The organism is Pseudomonas sp. GCM10022186 (genome assembly GCF_042656385.1).
Classification (GTDB): Bacteria; Pseudomonadota; Gammaproteobacteria; order Pseudomonadales; family Pseudomonadaceae; genus Metapseudomonas.
The window spans coordinates 232986-249451 of sequence record NZ_JBHSOU010000066.1 but is presented as its reverse complement, the minus strand read 5'-3'; the positions used below and the strand labels follow the sequence as shown (position 1 = coordinate 249451).

Annotated in this window: 14 protein-coding genes; 5 read left to right on the top strand and 9 right to left on the bottom strand. The window is 65.9% G+C overall.

The features are described 5' to 3' along the window. The first annotated feature begins 24 nt into the window (after nucleotides 1-24). Nucleotides 25-1482 (top strand): D-alanyl-D-alanine carboxypeptidase/D-alanyl-D-alanine-endopeptidase, encoded by a 1458-nt coding sequence (gene dacB, locus ACFPU0_RS24360; RefSeq protein ID WP_377695857.1) that lies wholly within the window; start codon nucleotides 25-27, stop codon nucleotides 1480-1482. A gap of 35 nt (nucleotides 1483-1517) precedes the next feature. Here the strand turns inward: dacB and ACFPU0_RS24355 are convergent, their stop codons facing one another. Both ACFPU0_RS24355 and rlmKL read right to left on the bottom strand, forming a co-directional pair. Then, nucleotides 1518-4295, bottom strand: coding sequence for a diguanylate cyclase (locus ACFPU0_RS24355; RefSeq protein WP_377695856.1), 2778 nt, complete (start codon nucleotides 4293-4295; stop codon nucleotides 1518-1520). Nucleotides 4296-4524: 229 nt separating this feature from the next. Further along, nucleotides 4525-6699: a bifunctional 23S rRNA (guanine(2069)-N(7))-methyltransferase RlmK/23S rRNA (guanine(2445)-N(2))-methyltransferase RlmL gene (gene rlmKL, locus ACFPU0_RS24350; protein WP_377695855.1), complete on the bottom strand. Its 2175-nt coding sequence runs from the start codon at nucleotides 6697-6699 to the stop codon at nucleotides 4525-4527. A 431-nt stretch (nucleotides 6700-7130) separates the two neighbouring features. Here rlmKL and rmf point away from each other — a divergent pair, with 431 nt between their 5' ends. Beyond that, the gene (gene rmf, locus ACFPU0_RS24345) at nucleotides 7131-7346 is read left to right on the top strand and encodes a ribosome modulation factor (protein WP_151132935.1); all 216 of its coding nucleotides are present in this window, start codon (nucleotides 7131-7133) and stop codon (nucleotides 7344-7346) included. A 93-nt stretch (nucleotides 7347-7439) separates the two neighbouring features. On the opposite strand, the gene ACFPU0_RS24340 is transcribed toward rmf, so the two are convergent. Next, the gene (locus tag ACFPU0_RS24340; RefSeq protein ID WP_377695854.1) at nucleotides 7440-8465 is read right to left on the bottom strand and encodes a quinone-dependent dihydroorotate dehydrogenase; all 1026 of its coding nucleotides are present in this window, start codon (nucleotides 8463-8465) and stop codon (nucleotides 7440-7442) included. Between the two features lie 37 nt (nucleotides 8466-8502). After that, nucleotides 8503-8724, bottom strand: coding sequence for a DUF2835 family protein (locus ACFPU0_RS24335; RefSeq protein WP_377695853.1), 222 nt, complete (start codon nucleotides 8722-8724; stop codon nucleotides 8503-8505). A gap of 147 nt (nucleotides 8725-8871) precedes the next feature. Here ACFPU0_RS24335 and ACFPU0_RS24330 point away from each other — a divergent pair, with 147 nt between their 5' ends. Beyond that, nucleotides 8872-9741 carry a DUF6685 family protein gene (locus ACFPU0_RS24330; protein ID WP_377695852.1) on the top strand — a complete coding sequence of 290 codons (870 nt, stop codon included), beginning with the start codon at nucleotides 8872-8874 and terminating at the stop codon, nucleotides 9739-9741. A 68-nt stretch (nucleotides 9742-9809) separates the two neighbouring features. Here ACFPU0_RS24330 and ACFPU0_RS24325 read toward each other — a convergent pair whose 3' ends face one another. The 4 genes from ACFPU0_RS24325 to kynB form a co-directional block, all read right to left on the bottom strand. Then, nucleotides 9810-11225: an amino acid permease gene (locus tag ACFPU0_RS24325; protein ID WP_377695851.1), complete on the bottom strand. Its 1416-nt coding sequence runs from the start codon at nucleotides 11223-11225 to the stop codon at nucleotides 9810-9812. Between the two features lie 50 nt (nucleotides 11226-11275). Next, complete coding sequence (locus ACFPU0_RS24320) at nucleotides 11276-12607, bottom strand: OprD family porin (protein ID WP_377695850.1); 1332 nt, start codon at nucleotides 12605-12607, stop codon at nucleotides 11276-11278. Between the two features lie 82 nt (nucleotides 12608-12689). Continuing rightward, complete coding sequence (gene kynU / locus ACFPU0_RS24315) at nucleotides 12690-13940, bottom strand: kynureninase (RefSeq protein WP_377695849.1); 1251 nt, start codon at nucleotides 13938-13940, stop codon at nucleotides 12690-12692. Continuing rightward, nucleotides 13937-14590: an arylformamidase gene (gene kynB / locus ACFPU0_RS24310; protein WP_377695848.1), complete on the bottom strand. Its 654-nt coding sequence runs from the start codon at nucleotides 14588-14590 to the stop codon at nucleotides 13937-13939. Before kynB ends, kynU begins: the two co-directional genes overlap by 4 nt. Before the next feature lie 137 nt (nucleotides 14591-14727). Here kynB and ACFPU0_RS24305 point away from each other — a divergent pair, with 137 nt between their 5' ends. Continuing rightward, complete coding sequence (locus ACFPU0_RS24305; protein ID WP_377695847.1) at nucleotides 14728-15204, top strand: Lrp/AsnC family transcriptional regulator; 477 nt, start codon at nucleotides 14728-14730, stop codon at nucleotides 15202-15204. Between the two features lie 373 nt (nucleotides 15205-15577). Continuing rightward, nucleotides 15578-15835, top strand: a complete 258-nt coding sequence (locus ACFPU0_RS24300) for a hypothetical protein (protein WP_377695846.1) — start codon at nucleotides 15578-15580, stop codon at nucleotides 15833-15835. 196 nt (nucleotides 15836-16031) lie between these two features. On the opposite strand, the gene ACFPU0_RS24295 is transcribed toward ACFPU0_RS24300, so the two are convergent. Beyond that, entirely contained in the window at nucleotides 16032-16346 is a 315-nt protein-coding gene (locus ACFPU0_RS24295; protein WP_377695845.1) for a cupin domain-containing protein, read from the bottom strand. Nucleotides 16347-16466 lie beyond the last annotated feature (120 nt).

The window sequence follows — 16466 nt, the reverse complement described above, 5'->3', positions numbered from 1 at the left end:
CCCTCGCCAGGAGGGCAAGTCTTGATGTTCAAGTCCATCCGTACGTTCGCGCTCGCCGCCCTGATCCTGCCCTGTGCCCTGCCGCTGCAGGCCGCACAGGTCAACACCAGCCTGCCTGCCAAGGTGCAGAAGGCCCTGACCGCCAACAAGATCGCGCCGACCTCGCTGTCCCTGGTGACCCTGCCGCTCACCGGCCCCGGCGCCCAGACCCTGGTCAACGCCGATCTCTCGGTGAACCCGGCGTCCACCATGAAGCTGATCACCACCTATGCCGCGCTGGAACTGCTCGGCCCCACCTACCAGTGGAGGACCGAGTTCTACACCGACGGCACCCTGAAGAACGGCGTGCTCAACGGCAACCTCTACCTCAAGGGCGGCGGCGACCCCAAGCTGAACATGGAAAAGCTCTGGCTGATGATGCGTGACCTGCGTGCCAATGGTGTGCGCCAGGTCACCGGCGACCTGGTGCTGGACCGCAACTATTTCGTGCATCCGCAACTCCCCACCTTCAATGACGACGGCGGCGACGACAACAAGCCCTTCCTGGTCGGTCCGGACTCGCTGCTGATCAACCTCAAGGCCGTGCGCCTGATCGCCCGCGCCGAAGGCGGCCAGGTCAGCCTGGCCATGGAACCGCCGCTCGAGAGCATTCGCATCGACAACAAGGTGAAGGCGACCAAGGCCGCCAAGTGCCCGTCCTGGCCGGATGTGCGCTACAACCCGGTGACCCAGTTCGACGGCACCACGCTGATCGCCAGCGGCAAGCTGCCGGAAGGCTGCAGCGCCCAGACCTACATGTCCCTGCTCGACCATCCGGGCTACGCCGCCGGCGCCGTGCGCGCCTTCTGGAAGGAACTGGGTGGCAGCATCGACGGCAAGGATCGCCAGGGCGATGTACCCAAGGATGCCAAGCTGCTGGCGCGGTCCTTCTCCCCGGACCTGGTGGAGATCATCCGGGACATCAACAAGTACAGCAACAACACCATGGCCCAGCAGTTGTTCCTCAGCATCGGCGCGCGTTACCGCACCGCTGCCGATGGCGACGACGCCAAGGCCGCGCAGCGGGTGATCCGCGATTGGCTGGCGAAGAAGGGCATCACCGCACCCCACCTGGTGATGGAGAACGGTTCCGGCCTGTCGCGCAACGAGCGGGTCAGCGCGCGGGAAATGGCTACCATCCTCCAGGCCGCCTGGCAGAGCCCTTATGCCGCCGAGTTCATCGCCTCCATGCCGCTGGTGGCGATGGACGGCACCATGCGCAAGCGCCTGCGCCGCACGGCGCTGGAGGGCGAGGCCCACATCAAGACCGGCACCCTGAACACGGTCCGCGCCATCGCCGGCTTCAGCCGCGACAGCAACGGCAACACCTGGGCGGTGGTCGCCATCCTCAACGACCCGCGCCCCTGGGGCGCCTCGGCCATCCTCGACCAGGTACTGGTGGATCTCTATCGCCAGCCGAAGAACGTCGCCGGCGCCCAGTGAACCGAAGGCGGTCGCCCCTGCGGGCGGCCGCCCTTTCAGTCGGCGATGCGGATCTGGTTGCGTCCCGCCTGCTTGGCCGCGTAGACCGCGGCGTCCACCCGCCGCAACAGGTCATCGGCACTCTCCCCTTCGCGCCACGCGGCGCAGCCGAAGCTGGCGGTGACCTGACCGACCCCTGCCACATTCTCCCGCGACAGCGCCTGCCAGAGCGCCTGCGCCACCGACTCGGCCTGCTCGACGTTGGTGTCAGGGCAAAGCACCACGAACTCCTCGCCCCCCAGCCGGCACAGCACATCGATGCGCCGCAGGCGTTCGCCGACCCGCGCGCAGAGGGTCTTGAGCACCCGGTCGCCGGCATCGTGGCCGTGGCAGTCGTTGATCTGCTTGAAATGGTCCACATCCAGCATCACCAGCGCCAGCGGCCCCTCGCGACGCTCGGCGCGGGCGATCTCCAGCTCCAGGCGTTCCTGGAAGTAGCGCCGGTTGTAGACACCCGTGAGGGCATCGGTGATCGATAGCGCGCGCAGCTCCTGCTCCACCAGCTTCAGGCCGGTGATATCGGTGATGTAGCCGTGCCAGAGGACGGTGCCGTCCTCACCCCGCTCGGGCACCGATTCGCCGCGCAGCCAGCGCAGCCCCTGGCGCGGCAGGAGCACGCGAAAGTCCTCGCGCCAGGGAGCGAGCAGTTCGGCGGAACGGCGGATGGAGCCCTGCACCCGCTCCAGGTCATCCGGATGGACACGCTCCAGCAGCCCGGTGGCATCGTCCCGCACCGCCTCCGGCGCCACCTCGAAGACCTCGACTATGCCGGCACTGGTGTAGGGAAAGCTGAAACGCTCGCCCGGCTCCATGCGGCACTGGTACAGGACTCCGGGGACCCGGGCGCTGAGCTTCTCCAGCAGCCGGTCGCGTTCCTCCAGGGCCTGCTGCACGTGCTTGCGCTCGGTGATGTCGATGGCCACGCCCAGGTAGCCCACCAGCACGTCGCGCTCGTCGCGCACGCCGGTGAGGATCAGGCTGCCGATCAACTGGCTGCCGTCGCGGCGCTGGAAGGTCCACTCGCGCTCATCGAAGCGGTCACCGGCCGTGACTTCCTCGACATAGGCCTGGAAATCCGGCACCAGCCTGCCCAGGTTCCGCCCGAGTTCCCGGCAGCGCTCCTGCACCTCGCTCTCCAGGTGCAGCACCACCGGGTGGCGGCCGATCATCTCCAGCGCGCGGTAGCCGAACATGCGCTCGGCGCCGACATTGAACTGGAGGATGGCCCCCCGCAGGTCCATGCCGACTATGGCTACCTGGGTCGCCGCGTTGAGCAGGCTGCGCAACTGGCCGTGGGCCATGGCCAGCTGCAACTCCACCGCCTTGCTGGAACTGATGTCGGTCTGCGTGCCGATCATCCGCATGGGCGCGCCGTCAGGCCCCCGCTCCACCACCTTGCCGCGGTCCAGCACCCAGATCCAGCGGCCATCCTTGTGCAGCATGCGATGCTGGCTCTGGTAGGCGGCGCTGGCACCGCGCAGGTGGCGTTCGAGTTCCGCGCGGGCCAGCGGCATATCCTGGGGATGGATGAGGCGGGCGCGGGCCTCCAGGCTGTCGGCCACCTCGTCCTCCGTGTAGCCGAGCATGGTTTTCCAGCCACGAGAGAGGAATATCCGCCCGGACTGCGGCTCCCAGTCCCAGACGCCATGCCCGGCACCATCCAGGGCGAAGCTCCAGCGCTCCTCGCTGAGCTGCAGTTCGATTTCGCGCTCGCGCAATGCCACCGTACGCTCGGCCACCAGTGCCAGCGCGTGCTGCCGCTGATTGATCAGCAGCAGCAGGTAGCCCGCCAGCAGCAGGGAGAAAGCCAGACCGCTGAAGGCCACCAGATCGGCCGTGGACAGCGCCGGTTCGGCGAGGAAGGCTGCACTCGGCAGGATTTCCAGCAGGTACCGGCGGTCGGCGAAGGGCACCACGCGGCGCTGCCGCAGCTCGCTCTCGGGTGCCTCGGCGCTCTGGTAGATCAGTTGCTCCCGACCATCCTCGCTGACATCGCTGACCCGCATCACCAGGCTGGCCAGGTTGCGCGGCGCGATGGCCGCCTCCATCTCCAGGTGCAGGCTGAGCACCGAGACCACGAAGCCGCGCAGGCCGGCATCGCCTGGCCGGTTGCCGTCATAGACAGGGGCGACTATCACCACCCCGCTGGCCTCGCGCTCGGCCACACCTATCACCCGCACCCGCTCGGTGACAGTGACACCGAAGGTCCGCCGCGCCTTGGCGATGGCCGCGCGTCGCGCCGGATTGGAGTTCATGTCCATGCCCAGGGGGACCTCGTCTATCCGCGAGGTCACGCTGTAATAGACGGGGAAGTACTCGTCCCGTGGCGGGCTGGGCACCAGGCTGTCGCCCTTCAGGTCACGGATGGCGAAACCGGCCATGCCCTCGGCGCGGGCACGGGATTCGAATTTCTCCCGCTCGCTCCCCGCGATGCGCGGCACCCAGGAGTAAACCAGGGTGTCGCCCAGCAGCGGGCCGACGAAGCCCTGGAATTCGCCCAGGGTGACTTCATGGGAATTGCTGAAGAAGCGCTGGACGGCGTCCAGCTCCTCGAGCTGGTGGTCCAGCCGCTCCTGAATGCGGCTGATGCGTTCGCTGGCGGCCAGGTAGAAGCGTTCACGCAGCTGGGTCTGTTCGGCGTTGCGCACCGCTTCGCTGAGCAGGAGGGTAAGCCCCGCGCCGCCGAACAGGGTCAATAGGCAGACCAGCCACACCAGGGGGCGGCCGGACAGGAACGCCGACAGGTTCAGTTTTTCCGTCGCAAGCGACCGCATGCTCACTACTCGAGTCTGGGTTTGGAATTACCGTCCCTGTGAGCATCAACATAGTCAGATAGTGGCACTTCGCCTAGAAGCAGCGGCGGGCAACCGACCGCCCACGGCAATCGTCGGACAGCCGGAGCTGCCGACGCCAGGTCCCCGGGGCCTGCAAGGAGGGCTGCGCAGCCCCGCGGGCGGGGCTTTCGCGGCGTGGAAATCCGCTTGGCGGATCGCCGACCACGCCTCAGCGGGTGGTCAGGCGCCAGGCGCGGTGGATCTTCGTGTTGCGGGCGAAGTCCGGGTCCAGGGATTGCGCGCTGATCTCGGAGACCGCGTAGCGGGCCGCCAGGCCTTCATCCAGCTGGAACTTGCGGAAGTTGTTGGAGAAATACAGCACCCCGCCCGGCGCCAGGCGCGCCATGGCCAGGTCCAGCAGCTGGACGTGGTCGCGCTGCACGTCGAACACCCCTTCCATGCGCTTGGAGTTGGAGAAGGTCGGCGGGTCGATGAAGATCAGGTCGTACTCGCCGCGATCCTCGGCCAGCCAGGCCATGACGTCGCCCTGCTGCAACCTGTGCTTGTCGGAAAAACCGTTCAGCGACAGGTTGCGCCGTGCCCAGTCCAGGTAGGTTTTCGACAGGTCGACGCTGGTGGTGCTGCGGGCGCCGCCCTTGGCCGCATGCACGCTGGCGGTGGCGGTGTAGCAGAAGAGGTTGAGGAAGCGCTTGCCGGCAGCCTCGCGCTGGATGCGCAAGCGCATCGGACGGTGGTCGAGGAACAGGCCGGTGTCCAGATAGTCGGTGAGGTTCACCAGCAGTTTCACGCCACCTTCGCTGACCTCCATGAAACGGCCTTCGCTGCCCTGGCGTTCGTACTGGCGCGTGCCGCTCTGGCGCTCGCGGCGCTTGACCACCACCTTCGCCGGGTCCACATCCAGTGCCTGGGGAATCGCCGCCAGGGCATCCAGCAGGCGGGCCTGGGCCTTCTCCGGGTCGATGGAACGGGGCGGCGCGTATTCCTGCACGTGCACCCAGTCGCCATAGAGGTCGACGGCCAGGGCGTACTCGGGCATGTCGGCGTCATACAGGCGGTAGCACTGGATGCCATCCTTGCGCGCCCACTTGCCGAGTTGCTTGAGGTTCTTCTGCAGGCGGTTGGCGAACATCTGGCCGCCTTCGGACAGTCGCGCCGGCTCGCTGCGCGGCGCGGAGCGCTCGCCCTGCTCGGCGCGCCGCTCGCCGGTCACGAACTGCTCCGGCAGCACCTTCAGCAGCAGCAGCTTGCACGCCAGGGCGCCGTTCCAGAACGCATACTGCTTGTGGCTGCGGATGCCCATGCGCTTGCCCAGTTCCGGCGCACCGGTGAACACCGCCGCCTCCCAGCCCAGGCAGGACTGGCGCAGGCGTTCGCCGAGGTTCTGGTAGAGATAGAGCAGGCTGGCTTCGTCACCCAGGCGCTCGCCATAGGGCGGGTTGCTGATGACCAGGCCTTTCTGGTTCTGGTCCGGGCGCGGTTCGAAGGTGGCCAGTTCACCCTGGTAGATCTTCACCCAGTCGCCGAGGCCGGCGCGCTCGATGTTGTTGCGGCCGGGCTGGATCAGGCGCGGATCGGCCTCGTAGCCGCGAATCCACAGCGGCGGGCGAGCCAGGCCGGCTTCGGCGCGGGCACGAGCTTCTTCGTGGAGCTTCTTCCACAGCGCCGGCACATGGCCCAGCCAGTTGGAGAAGCCCCAGCGTTCGCGCTTGAGGTTGGGCGCCATGTCGGCGGCCATCATGGCCGCCTCCACCAGGAAGGTGCCGACACCGCACATGGGGTCCGCCAGCGCCCCGCCCTCGGCGGCGATGCGCGGCCAGCCGGCGCGGATCAGGATGGCGGCGGCCAGGTTCTCCTTCAGCGGCGCGGCGCCCTGCTGCAGGCGGTAACCGCGCTGATGCAGGCTGTGGCCGGCGAGGTCGAGGGAGAGGATGGCCTCGCCCTTCTCCAGGCGCAGGTGGATGCGCAGGTCCGGGTTGACCTTGTCGATGGAGGGGCGCACGCCGTCGGCGCCGCGCAGCTTGTCCACCACCGCGTCCTTGACCTTGAGGGCGCCGAAATGGGTGTTGTCGATGCCGGAGCCATGCCCGCTGAACTCCACCGCCAGGCTGCCGCTGGGCAGCAGGTGGTCATGCCAGTCCACCGCCAGCACGCCCTGGTAGAGATCCTCGGCGTTGTGCACCGGGAAGCGTTTGAGCACCAGCAGCACGCGGTTGGCCAGACGGGACCAGAGGCACAGGCGGTAGGCGGTTTCCAGGTCGCCCTGGCCACGCACGGCGGCCACCTGCTCGCGCACGTCCTCCAGGCCGAGGCGCACGGCCTCTTCGGCCAGCAGGCCCTCGAGGCTCTTCGGGCAGGTGAGGAAAAGTTCGTAGCGGTCCGACATGGGAAAATCCAGGCCTTCAAAGGCGATCAGCGGCACAGAATCTGAGCTGTGCGGTAACAGAATGTGTGACGTAAGGTCGCGGAACGGGCCCTTCGTCGGAATGGAAAAGTTACTGAATCGTGCAAAAAACGAAATGGCACTACGACATCATGACTTTCGCCGGCCCTTAAACCACGGGGGTTAGACCGAAAACTGGCAAAAATCGTTTCCGTCAGCTTATGGCCGTTGCCACCTACAAGTTACGTCCTTATGACAAAACGATCATTCACATGCCTGGGGGCATTGGTTAGAACTCAGCTTAACCGCCGCCGCAATGGCGATGGATGAAGGCCCGTCACGCCGGCAACGGGACTTCGAGGGCAGAACATTTTCTGCCAGGCCCCGACTTGGGGCCAATGGACATAACAGTCAACAAATGAGGGCTACACCCTATGAGAAGACTTAAGCGTGATCCGATGGAGCGAGCATTCTTGCGCGGCTATCAGCACGGCATCAATGGCAAATCCCGCGATCTTTGTCCTTTCACCCATCCCACCACACGGCAAGCCTGGATCAACGGTTGGCGCGAGGGCCGTGGCGACAACTGGGATGGCTACACCGGCGCCGCCGGTATTCATCGTCTGAACGAACTCCACGCCGTCGGCTGACACAGGATCACACCGACTTCACCAAGCACGCCCCATCCGGGCGGCGGGCGCGAGCCCAGGGGCTCCCTGAGAGGGAGCCCTTTTTATTTGCCCTCAGAATCTCGGCAGGCCGGCGATGGCATCCACCGCCTCGCGTATCAGTGCCGGTCCTTTATAGATGAAGCCCGAGTAGATCTGCACCAGGCTCGCGCCGGCGGCGATCTTCTCCGCCGCATGACGGCCCTCGGTGATGCCGCCGACCGCGATGATCGGCAGGCGCCCACCCAGTTCCCCCGCCAGCACCTTCACCGTGTGAGTGCTCTTGTCGCGCACCGGTGCGCCGGAAAGACCACCCGCCTCGTCACCGAAGGGCAGGTGCTCGACGCCTTCGCGGCCAAGGGTGGTGTTGGTGGCGATCACCCCGTCCATGCCGGACTCCAGCAGCGCCTTGGCCACCATGGCGGTTTCCTCGTCGCTCATGTCAGGGGCGATCTTGATCGCCAGCGGCACATGCTTGCCGTGCTGGGCGGCCAGGCTTTCCTGACGAGCGCGCAGGGCTTCCAGCAGCTGCTTCAGCGAATCGCCGAACTGCAGGCTGCGCAGGCCGGGGGTATTGGGCGAGCTGACGTTCACCGTCACGTAGCTGGCATGGGCATAGACCTTGTCCAGGCAGATCAGGTAGTCGTCCACCGCACGCTCGACCGGCGTGTCGAAGTTCTTGCCGATATTGATGCCCAGCACGCCGTCGAACCTGGCCGCGCGAACCCGCGCCAGCAGGTGGTCGACGCCCTGGTTGTTGAAGCCCATGCGATTGATGATGGCTTCGGCCTCCGGCAGGCGGAACAGGCGCGGCTTGGGGTTGCCCGGCTGCGGGCGCGGGGTCACGGTGCCGATTTCGACGAAGCCGAAGCCGAGCTGGGCAAAGCCGTCGATGGCGTCGCCGTTCTTGTCCAGGCCGGCCGCCAGGCCCACCGGGTTGGGGAACTCCAGCCCCATCACCTTTACCGGCAGGCTCGCCGGTGCCTTGGTCAACAGGCGGTTGAGGCCGAGGCGGCCGCCGGCTCCGATCAGGTCGATGGAGAGTTCGTGGGAGGTTTCCGGGGACAGGGAAAAGAGCAGCTCGCGGGCCAGTCTGTACATGGTCGGTCGGGTATCGATCGGCGATATGGGCCGGCGATTATAGCTGCGCCGCCCTCGTCACGCGAGGCGACGCGGGCTGAGCAGCCAGTTCGAAGGTGCCTCGCACCCCGGAATGGCCCGGATGGGGACGCAGGTGGCGGGCCGGCAGGCTGACCCTGCGGCCGTCGCGGCTACGCAATGGCACGCGATTGGCTCGACCTTGATAGACTGCCGGGATTTCGTCGGCAGTCAGGGAAATATCCAGCACCGGGCTGGGCATGGAGGCACCCTCGGCAATGAACAGCAGGACTCTGCCACACCGTCCATTCACTCCCAGTCCCCGCCAAGCGGATTTGCGCGCCGCCCGGCGTGCGCGGCCGGCAGCCCTCTGCCACACTGCCCCTCGTGCCCCGGGAGTATTCAGGCCATGAGTCAGATGCAGTCACCCCCCTTGAGCGCCCGCCTGGCTGCAATCGCCCAGCGATTCGGCATCGGCAAGTCGCCGCGGCGGATACTGGAGCAGGCCAGCCAGATAAGCCTTCCCTTCCAGCCCTTGCCGCCGTTCCAGAACACCATCTGGTGGCAGGCGGGCCCGCCCCTGCAGCGCCTGGTGGAGCTGCCGCGCAGTGCATTGTCCGGCCCGGTGCAGGAAGACAAGGCTGAAGCCCACGCGGTACTGGTGGGCGTGGTGAAGCGCAGCGAACAGCAGCTTGCCAGCTTCGACCTGCGCCAGGTGGACGGCTTCTGCGGCAGCGACCACGAACCTCTCCCCTCCCCCTGCTTCGAGGAATACCTGGCCGGACTGCATAGCCGCAAGGTGCGGATCATCAGCTACAAGGACTTCATCAAGGCCATCAGCCTGCCACTGCCGCGTTTCCTCGCCGGCGAGCCCATCAGCCTGTGCCGGGCCGACTGGCACGGCAAACGGCTGTTCTGGAACGGCGACCAGCACGTGGAAGCCTTCGCGGCCTCCATCGCCTATGCACGCCTGCGCGAACTGGAAGCCACGCTCCCCGCCGACATCACCGAGTACCGCCTCGATCCCGACGGGCTGGGCCTGCTGCACGACCGTTACCACGTCCTGGCCATGCCGGTTCAGGCCTGGAGCAACCCGGCCTTCATGGGCCTGCTGCTGGACGGCGGCATTCCCTATTCGCGCCTGACTTTCCTGCGCCAGGCCGGCGCCCCGGAATTCATCCTCCTGCCAAAGAAGCACGCCGAAGCCACCGCCCTGGGCGAAGGCCTGCGCCTGGCCGGCGCGGCGGATGTGGTGAGGTATCTGCAGGCGCTGGCCTGAGGCCCCCGCCACCAGTAAAAAAGCCATGGCCGCATTGCTGGCCATGGCTTTTCCCGGGACCCGCCCCCTCAGCGCGACGAAGGCTCCAGCACCGCCTGCACGGGCTTCGAACCCTTGCGCAGGCCGAAGCGATAGGCCAGCACCAGCACCAGGAGGAAGGGCGCGCCGAACACCAGCGTCATCCGGAACACCTCGGTGAAGGCCGTGGTCACCAGGATGGTCGCCATCAGCACCAGCCCCAGCAGGGTGCTCCAGGGGAACAGGCGCATGCGGAAGGACAGCTCGATGCCGCCATTGCGCTGGTGATAGCGCCGAAAGCAGTAGTGGGTCAGGAAGATCATCATCCAGGTGAACAGCGCCCCGAACATGGAGATGGCCATCATCAGGGTGAAGGACTGCTCCGGATAGACCAGGCTCACCACGGTCGCCAGGGCAATGCCCACGGATGACAGCAGCAGCGCGTTCAGCGGTACGCCGCTGTGCGTGAGTCGGCCCATGGACCTGGGCGCATGGCCGGCGCGGGAGAGGCTGAACATCATGCGGGTGGTGGTGTAGAGCTGGCTGTTCATCGCGGAAACGGCGGCGATCAGGATCACGAAGTTGAGCAGGCCGGTGGCCCCCGGGATGCCGATCTCCTCCATCACCGTGACGAACGGGCTCTGGGCGCCCTGCCCCGCCTGGTTCCAGGGCACGATCGCCAGGATCAGCGCCAGGGTCAGCAGGTAGAACACCACCAGCCGGATCAGCGTCGCGCGGAAGGCCTGCTTGACCGCGCGTTGCGGGTCCTCCGCTTCGCCGGCGGCCACCGCGATCATCTCCACCGACAGGTAGCTGAAGATGGCGATGATCACCGCCACCCACATGCCTTCCAGGCCATTGGGCAGGAAGCCGCCGTTGGCCGTGTAGTTGTGCAGGCCGTACCCGGCGACGCCGCTGCCGAACACCACATAGGCCCCCAGCAGGATGAAACCGACGATCGCGGTGATCTTGATCGCGGAGAACCAGTACTCGAAGTTGCCGAAGGCCTTCACGCTGGTCGCGTTGATCAGCACCAGGGCCGCGGAGAACGAGAGAATCCACACCCACTCCGCCACCTGCGGGAACCAGAACTTCATGTACTTGGCGATCGCCGTCACCTCGGTGCCGACGGCCAGCACGATGCAGGCCCAGTAGGCGTAGCGCACCAGGAAGCCCGCCAGCGGGCTGATATAGAACTCGGCGTAGGCACCGAAGGAGCCCGACGTCGGGTGGGCGACCGTCATTTCCGCCAGGCAGCCCATCAGCAACAGGGTGATCAGGGCGCCGATGGCATAGCTGACCAGCACGCCGGGGCCGGCGAAGCCGATGGCGAAGGTGCTGCCCATGAAGAGGCCGGTGCCGATGGCACCGCCGATCGCGATCATGCTCATCTGGGCGCTGGTCAGCTGCTGCCGCAGCCCCTTCTCGCGCCCGGCGATCGCCTGGAAACCGTTGGATTCGTTCATTTCGTCTCTCGGAGTCTTGTGTTTATCGAAGGAAGACGCGTGCCGCCGGGCTACAGCAGGCTCAAGGGGTAATCGAGGATGACGCGGATCTCGTCGTTGTCCGCCGTGTCGATCGCGGCCACCTGGGCGGACGAACGCAGGGTCGCCTGGCGCAGGCGCACGGAGAGGTCCTTGGCGGGGCCGCCCTGGACCACGTAGCGCAGCTCGATATCGCGCTCCCAGCGCTTGCCACCGGTTCCGTAGTTGCCATAGGCGCCCTGGCCGCCGTTCGGGCCACCGTCATAGTGGCTGTCGTCGATATGGTCGCCGCTGACATAACGGCCCATGAAGCTCAGGCCCGGCACGCCAAAGGCCGCCATGTCCAGGTCGTAGCGCAGTTGCCAGGAGCGCTCGTTGGGGGCGTTGAAGTCGACCACCTGCACCGAGTTGGCCAGCCAGATCGAGGTGCCGGGCTCGAAGCCGAAGCCCAGGTAGTCGAAGGGCTCGTCACCATTCACCCGCTGGTAGGCCAGGGTCAGGCTGTGCGGGCCGTGGCTGTAGCGGCTGGACAGCGACCAGGTGGTGTTGTCGATCTCGCCGGCCTTCTGCCCGCCCTCATCCGTGGTGCGGTAGAGGTTGAGGTCGAAGCCCAACCTATCCTGCCGGCTCAGGGTGAAGGTGTGCCCCAGGTTGGCGTAGTACTGCTTCCAGACATCCTCGAAACGCGACGCGTAGAGGGCGAGGTTGGTGCCGTTCTCGGCGGCATAGGCGGCACCGACGTAGTCCGCTGCGCGGGTCTCGACGCCATAGGTGTAAAGCGCGGTGAGCGGGCCGTCGGCGCTGGTGGAAGAACCCGCGCTGCCGGCGGTGAAGTGGCCGGCATCGAGCGTCAGGTCATCGATTTCCTGGCTGGTCAGCTGGAAACCCGTCGCGGTCGAGGTGAACAGGCGCGCGTTCCCGGTGCCGAACACGGGATTCATCGGCGTCAGGCTGCCGTACTTCAACTCGGTTTCCGACACCTTGGCCTTGATCGCCGCGCCCGCCTCGGAGAAATCGTCCTCGGCGCGGCCATCCGAATCGACCGGCATCAGATTGGTGCCCGATCGACCACGGCCGCTATCCAGCTTCAGGCCCAGCTGGGCATAGGCATCCACACCGAACCTGACCGGCCCGGGCGTATAGCCCGAGACGAAGTCGAGCATGAAGCCGTGGGCCCATTCTTCCCTGTAATTCTGCCCGCCCGGATTGTTGAGCAGGTTGCGGTGGAAATAGAAGTTGCGCTGGTTCAGCGTCAGGGTGCCAGCGGAGAGAAAGCCCTCGGCAGGCCCCTCCCCGGCCATGAGAACAGGGCTGGCGGCGCCAACGAACAGCAGCGGGCACACTGAAGACAGATTCAGTTTCACAGGGTTTTCCTTTCTTGTTTTAGGTGTGGCACGTCATTGCTTGGCGCCCCTTTCGAGGCGCCTTCGAGTTGCGGTCGGATCCTCAGGTCACCCGGTTTCGAACCCGGAAGCGCTCCTGCTGCCAGGTTCCGGAATCGAGAATCTCGCCGAGTGTCTCGACCGCCTGCCAGACGTCGCTGAAGCTGGTGTAGAGCGGGGTGAAGCCGAAGCGCATGATCCGCGGCTCGCGGTAGTCGCCGATCACGCCGCGCTCGATCAGCGCCTGGATCACGGCATAGCCCTCCGGATGTTCGAAGCTGACGTGGCTGCCACGACGGGCATGCTCCAGCGGCGTCACCAGGGTCAGCGGGTGGGCGGCGCAGCGTTGCCGGACCAGTTCGATGAACAGGTCGGTCAGCGCCAGGGACTTGCGCCGCAAGGCCTGCATATCGGTCCTGGCGAAGATATCCAGGCCACATTCCACCAGCGCCATGGAGGTAATCGGCTGGGTGCCGCAGAGGTAGCGGCCGATACCCGGCGCCGGCTCGTAACGGGACTCCATGCCGAACTGGCGGGCGTGGCCCCACCAGCCGGACAGCGGCTGCCAGACCTGGTCGCGCAGCGCCGGCGATACCCAGACGAAGGCCGGAGAGCCCGGACCGCCGTTGAGGTACTTGTAGGTGCAGCCGATGGCGTAGTCGGCGTTCGCCGCCTTCAGGTCCACCGGCACCGCGCCCGCCGAATGGGCGAGGTCCCAGATGGCCAGCGCGCCGCACTCGTGGGCCAGGGCGGTCAGGCCGGCCATGTCGTGCTGATAGCCGGTCTTGTAGTTGACGTGGGTGATCATCACCACGGCCGTGTCCGTGCCGATGGCTTCGGGAAGCTCCTCGGGGCTTTGCACCAGGCGCAGGGAATAGCCCTGCTGGAGCATGTCGGCGAGACCCTCGGCCATGTAGAGGTCGGTGGGGAAGTTGCTCGCCTCGGAGACGATCACCTTGCGCGCGGGGTCGCGCATGGCCTGGATGCGCAGCGCCGCCACCAGCACCTTGAACAGGTTGATCGAGGTGGTGTCGGTGACCACCACTTCATCCTCGTCGGCGCCGATCAGCCGCGCCAGCTTGTTGCCCAGGCGCTCGGACAGGGCGCGCCAGCCTGCGGCGTTCCAGCTGCGGATGAGGCCTTCGCCCCACTCCAGCCCCACCACTTCACGGGCACGCTCCAGCGCGGCGACCGGGCGTGCACCCAGCGAGTTGCCATCCAGGTAGATCACCCCCTCGGGCAGGGCGAAATCCGCACGCAAATGGGCAAGGGGGTCCTGGGCGTCGAGCGCCAGGCAGTGGTCTTTCGTTGTCATGGTCTTTCCTGGTTCGAAAGGGGACGCAGCACCGCGCGGACCGGGCTGGCATCGAGGTGAGTGAACTTGAGTGGGAGGGCGATCAGTTCGTAGTCGCCGGCAGGAACCTCATCGAGCACCAGGCCTTCGAGAATGGCCATGCCATGCCGGGCGACGGCCCGATGGGCATCCATGGTTTTCGACTGTTGCGGGTCGAGCGAAGGGGTATCGATGCCGATCAGGCGCACGCCGTGAGCGCCAAGCAGCTCGATGGCCTCGGCCTGCACGGCGCGGAAGCGCTCATCCCAGTGACGTTGGGCGGCCTGCCGGCAGGCGCGCAGCAGCACCCGTGGCGGAACGTCCCGCAGCGACGCGACGATATCCTGCGGACGTACCAGCGGCCCGCCGTCCATGCAATGGATGACCCGGCAGGGCCCCAGGTAAGGCTCCAGGGACACCGCGCCGATGGCTGCGCCGGCCGGGTCGTAATGCCGGGGCGCATCCGCGTGGGCACCGGTGTGCGGCGACAGGCTGATGCGACCGACATTCACCGGGCAGTCCGGCCCCATGCGCCAGACCGCCTCTTCGGTGTAAGGCGTATCGCCGGGCCAGGTGGGGATGCCCGGGTCGATCCAGGGACTGACGTCCCACCACGAAGGGGATCGCGACATGCTCGTTCTCCAGTTTCTGCTGGAAATATGATGAACGAACCCCTTTCGCATTTTCGTGCAAAGTAGCGTGCCGAATGGTCAATTTCTCGAATATGATTCGACTATCAAACAAATCTACGCAATTTTATTCGAACGCCATGACACTCGACTCCACCGATATCCGTATCCTCCTCTGCCTGCAGCAGAACGGCCGCATCAGCAACCAGGAACTGGCGGAAAAGGTCGCGCTCTCCCCTTCCGCCTGCCTGCGGCGGCTGCGCATCCTGGAAGACAACGGCGTCATCGAAAGCTATCGCGCGGTATTCAACGCCGAGCGGCTGGGAGTGGAGCTGGAAGCCATCGTGCACATCTCCATGCGCCAGGACGACGAGAACTGGCACGAGGCCTTTATCCAGAAGGTGCAGTCCTGGCCCGAGGTGGTCAGCGCCTACGTCATCACCGGTGCCAGCAACTACGTGCTGCGAGTGCAGGCGCGCAACCTGAAGCAGTACTCCGACTTCATCGTCAACAACCTGAACCGGACGACCGGGGTCACCGATATCCGCTCCGAGATCATCCTGCAGAAAATCAAGGAAGGCGGTGGCGTGCTGGATCTGCTGGTGGCCAGGAAATAGCCGGAGACCACGGGTCTGGCCATCGCTTGTCCTCCCCTGTCTTCCTGAGGGCCATGGCAGGAGGCGAAAAGTTCAGGCAAAGACGAGGCCGTGGGGCTGAAGGCCAGGACAGGCGGCTCGGCAGCCCTTCGGCGGAAAGGTTGAACGACCCGGCTCCCTCTCCGATCGCAACCAGGTCAGCTCCGCCCATGAGGGTCGCCATGTCCTTCGTTGACAAAGTGGTATCCCGGGTCCTCCACCTCGAAGTCACCCTTCGCCATGCCGTTGCCCGGCTGGCCGCCGATACCGACAACGACGCCCTGCATGACCTGCGCACCAATGTGCGCCGCTTGCGCAGCCTGGTACGTCCAATGCGCAGCAAAGACGACGTCTGGTGGCTGGACGAAGCTACCAACCGAGCCGGTGCTGCTACCCGGAGCAGCTGCCGGAGATCGAGTACGAGCCGGGCGATCAGGTGCTCAAGGTCGGGCGTATCGGTCAGGTCTCGTTTCGCGGCAAGAGCCTGTTCGTCGGCGGCAGGTTGTATGGGGAGCGGGTCGCCATCCGTCCCACCGCGGTGGATGGCGTCTACGAGGTGGTATTCATTCACCGAACCATCCGCCAGGTCGACCTGAGGCAGCGGACAACATGACCATCCACACGTTACCCATGTCCCCCGACAGGCGTTACCCATGTATCCCGGCTGAACACACGGCGCACCCTACCTGGTCAGCTCCGTCGCTCTGGCCAGCCGTGTAGGGTGGATAACGCTTTTCTATCCACCAGCGAGGCTGGAATGGGCAGCAAGAAGGGGGCAGGCGTTCAGCCTGCTCCCTTCTTCCGGCCCGTCACTCCTTGATGATCGCGCCGCCCAGGTGGGCGAGGAAGAACACCGAATCCTCCAAGGCTTCGGCGTCATGCTGCTCGTCCGGGCCGATCCGCATGTAGTCGCCGGCCGAAAGGACCAGGTCGCCGAAGCGGATGCGGCCGGACAGCACGAGGATTTCCTCCGGGCCTTCGTGGTCGTGGTTCGGGAAGACGGCGCCGGCCTTGAATTCGATGAAGTCCGAGCCGTCGCCGTTTTCGTTCCAGATGGAAGCCACACGGATGCCCGGGATGCCGGACTCGACGAATTGGCGGGCAGCATTGGGGAAGTGGATCATGGCGAATTCCTCACGAGGTGGCTGATCTTCACTTTAATCGTATACGCTGTAATCGCATGCGATGGCGAGATATTGATCCCGGACCCAGGTGATGTCAACAGGGTGATTTCGCCGCTTGTC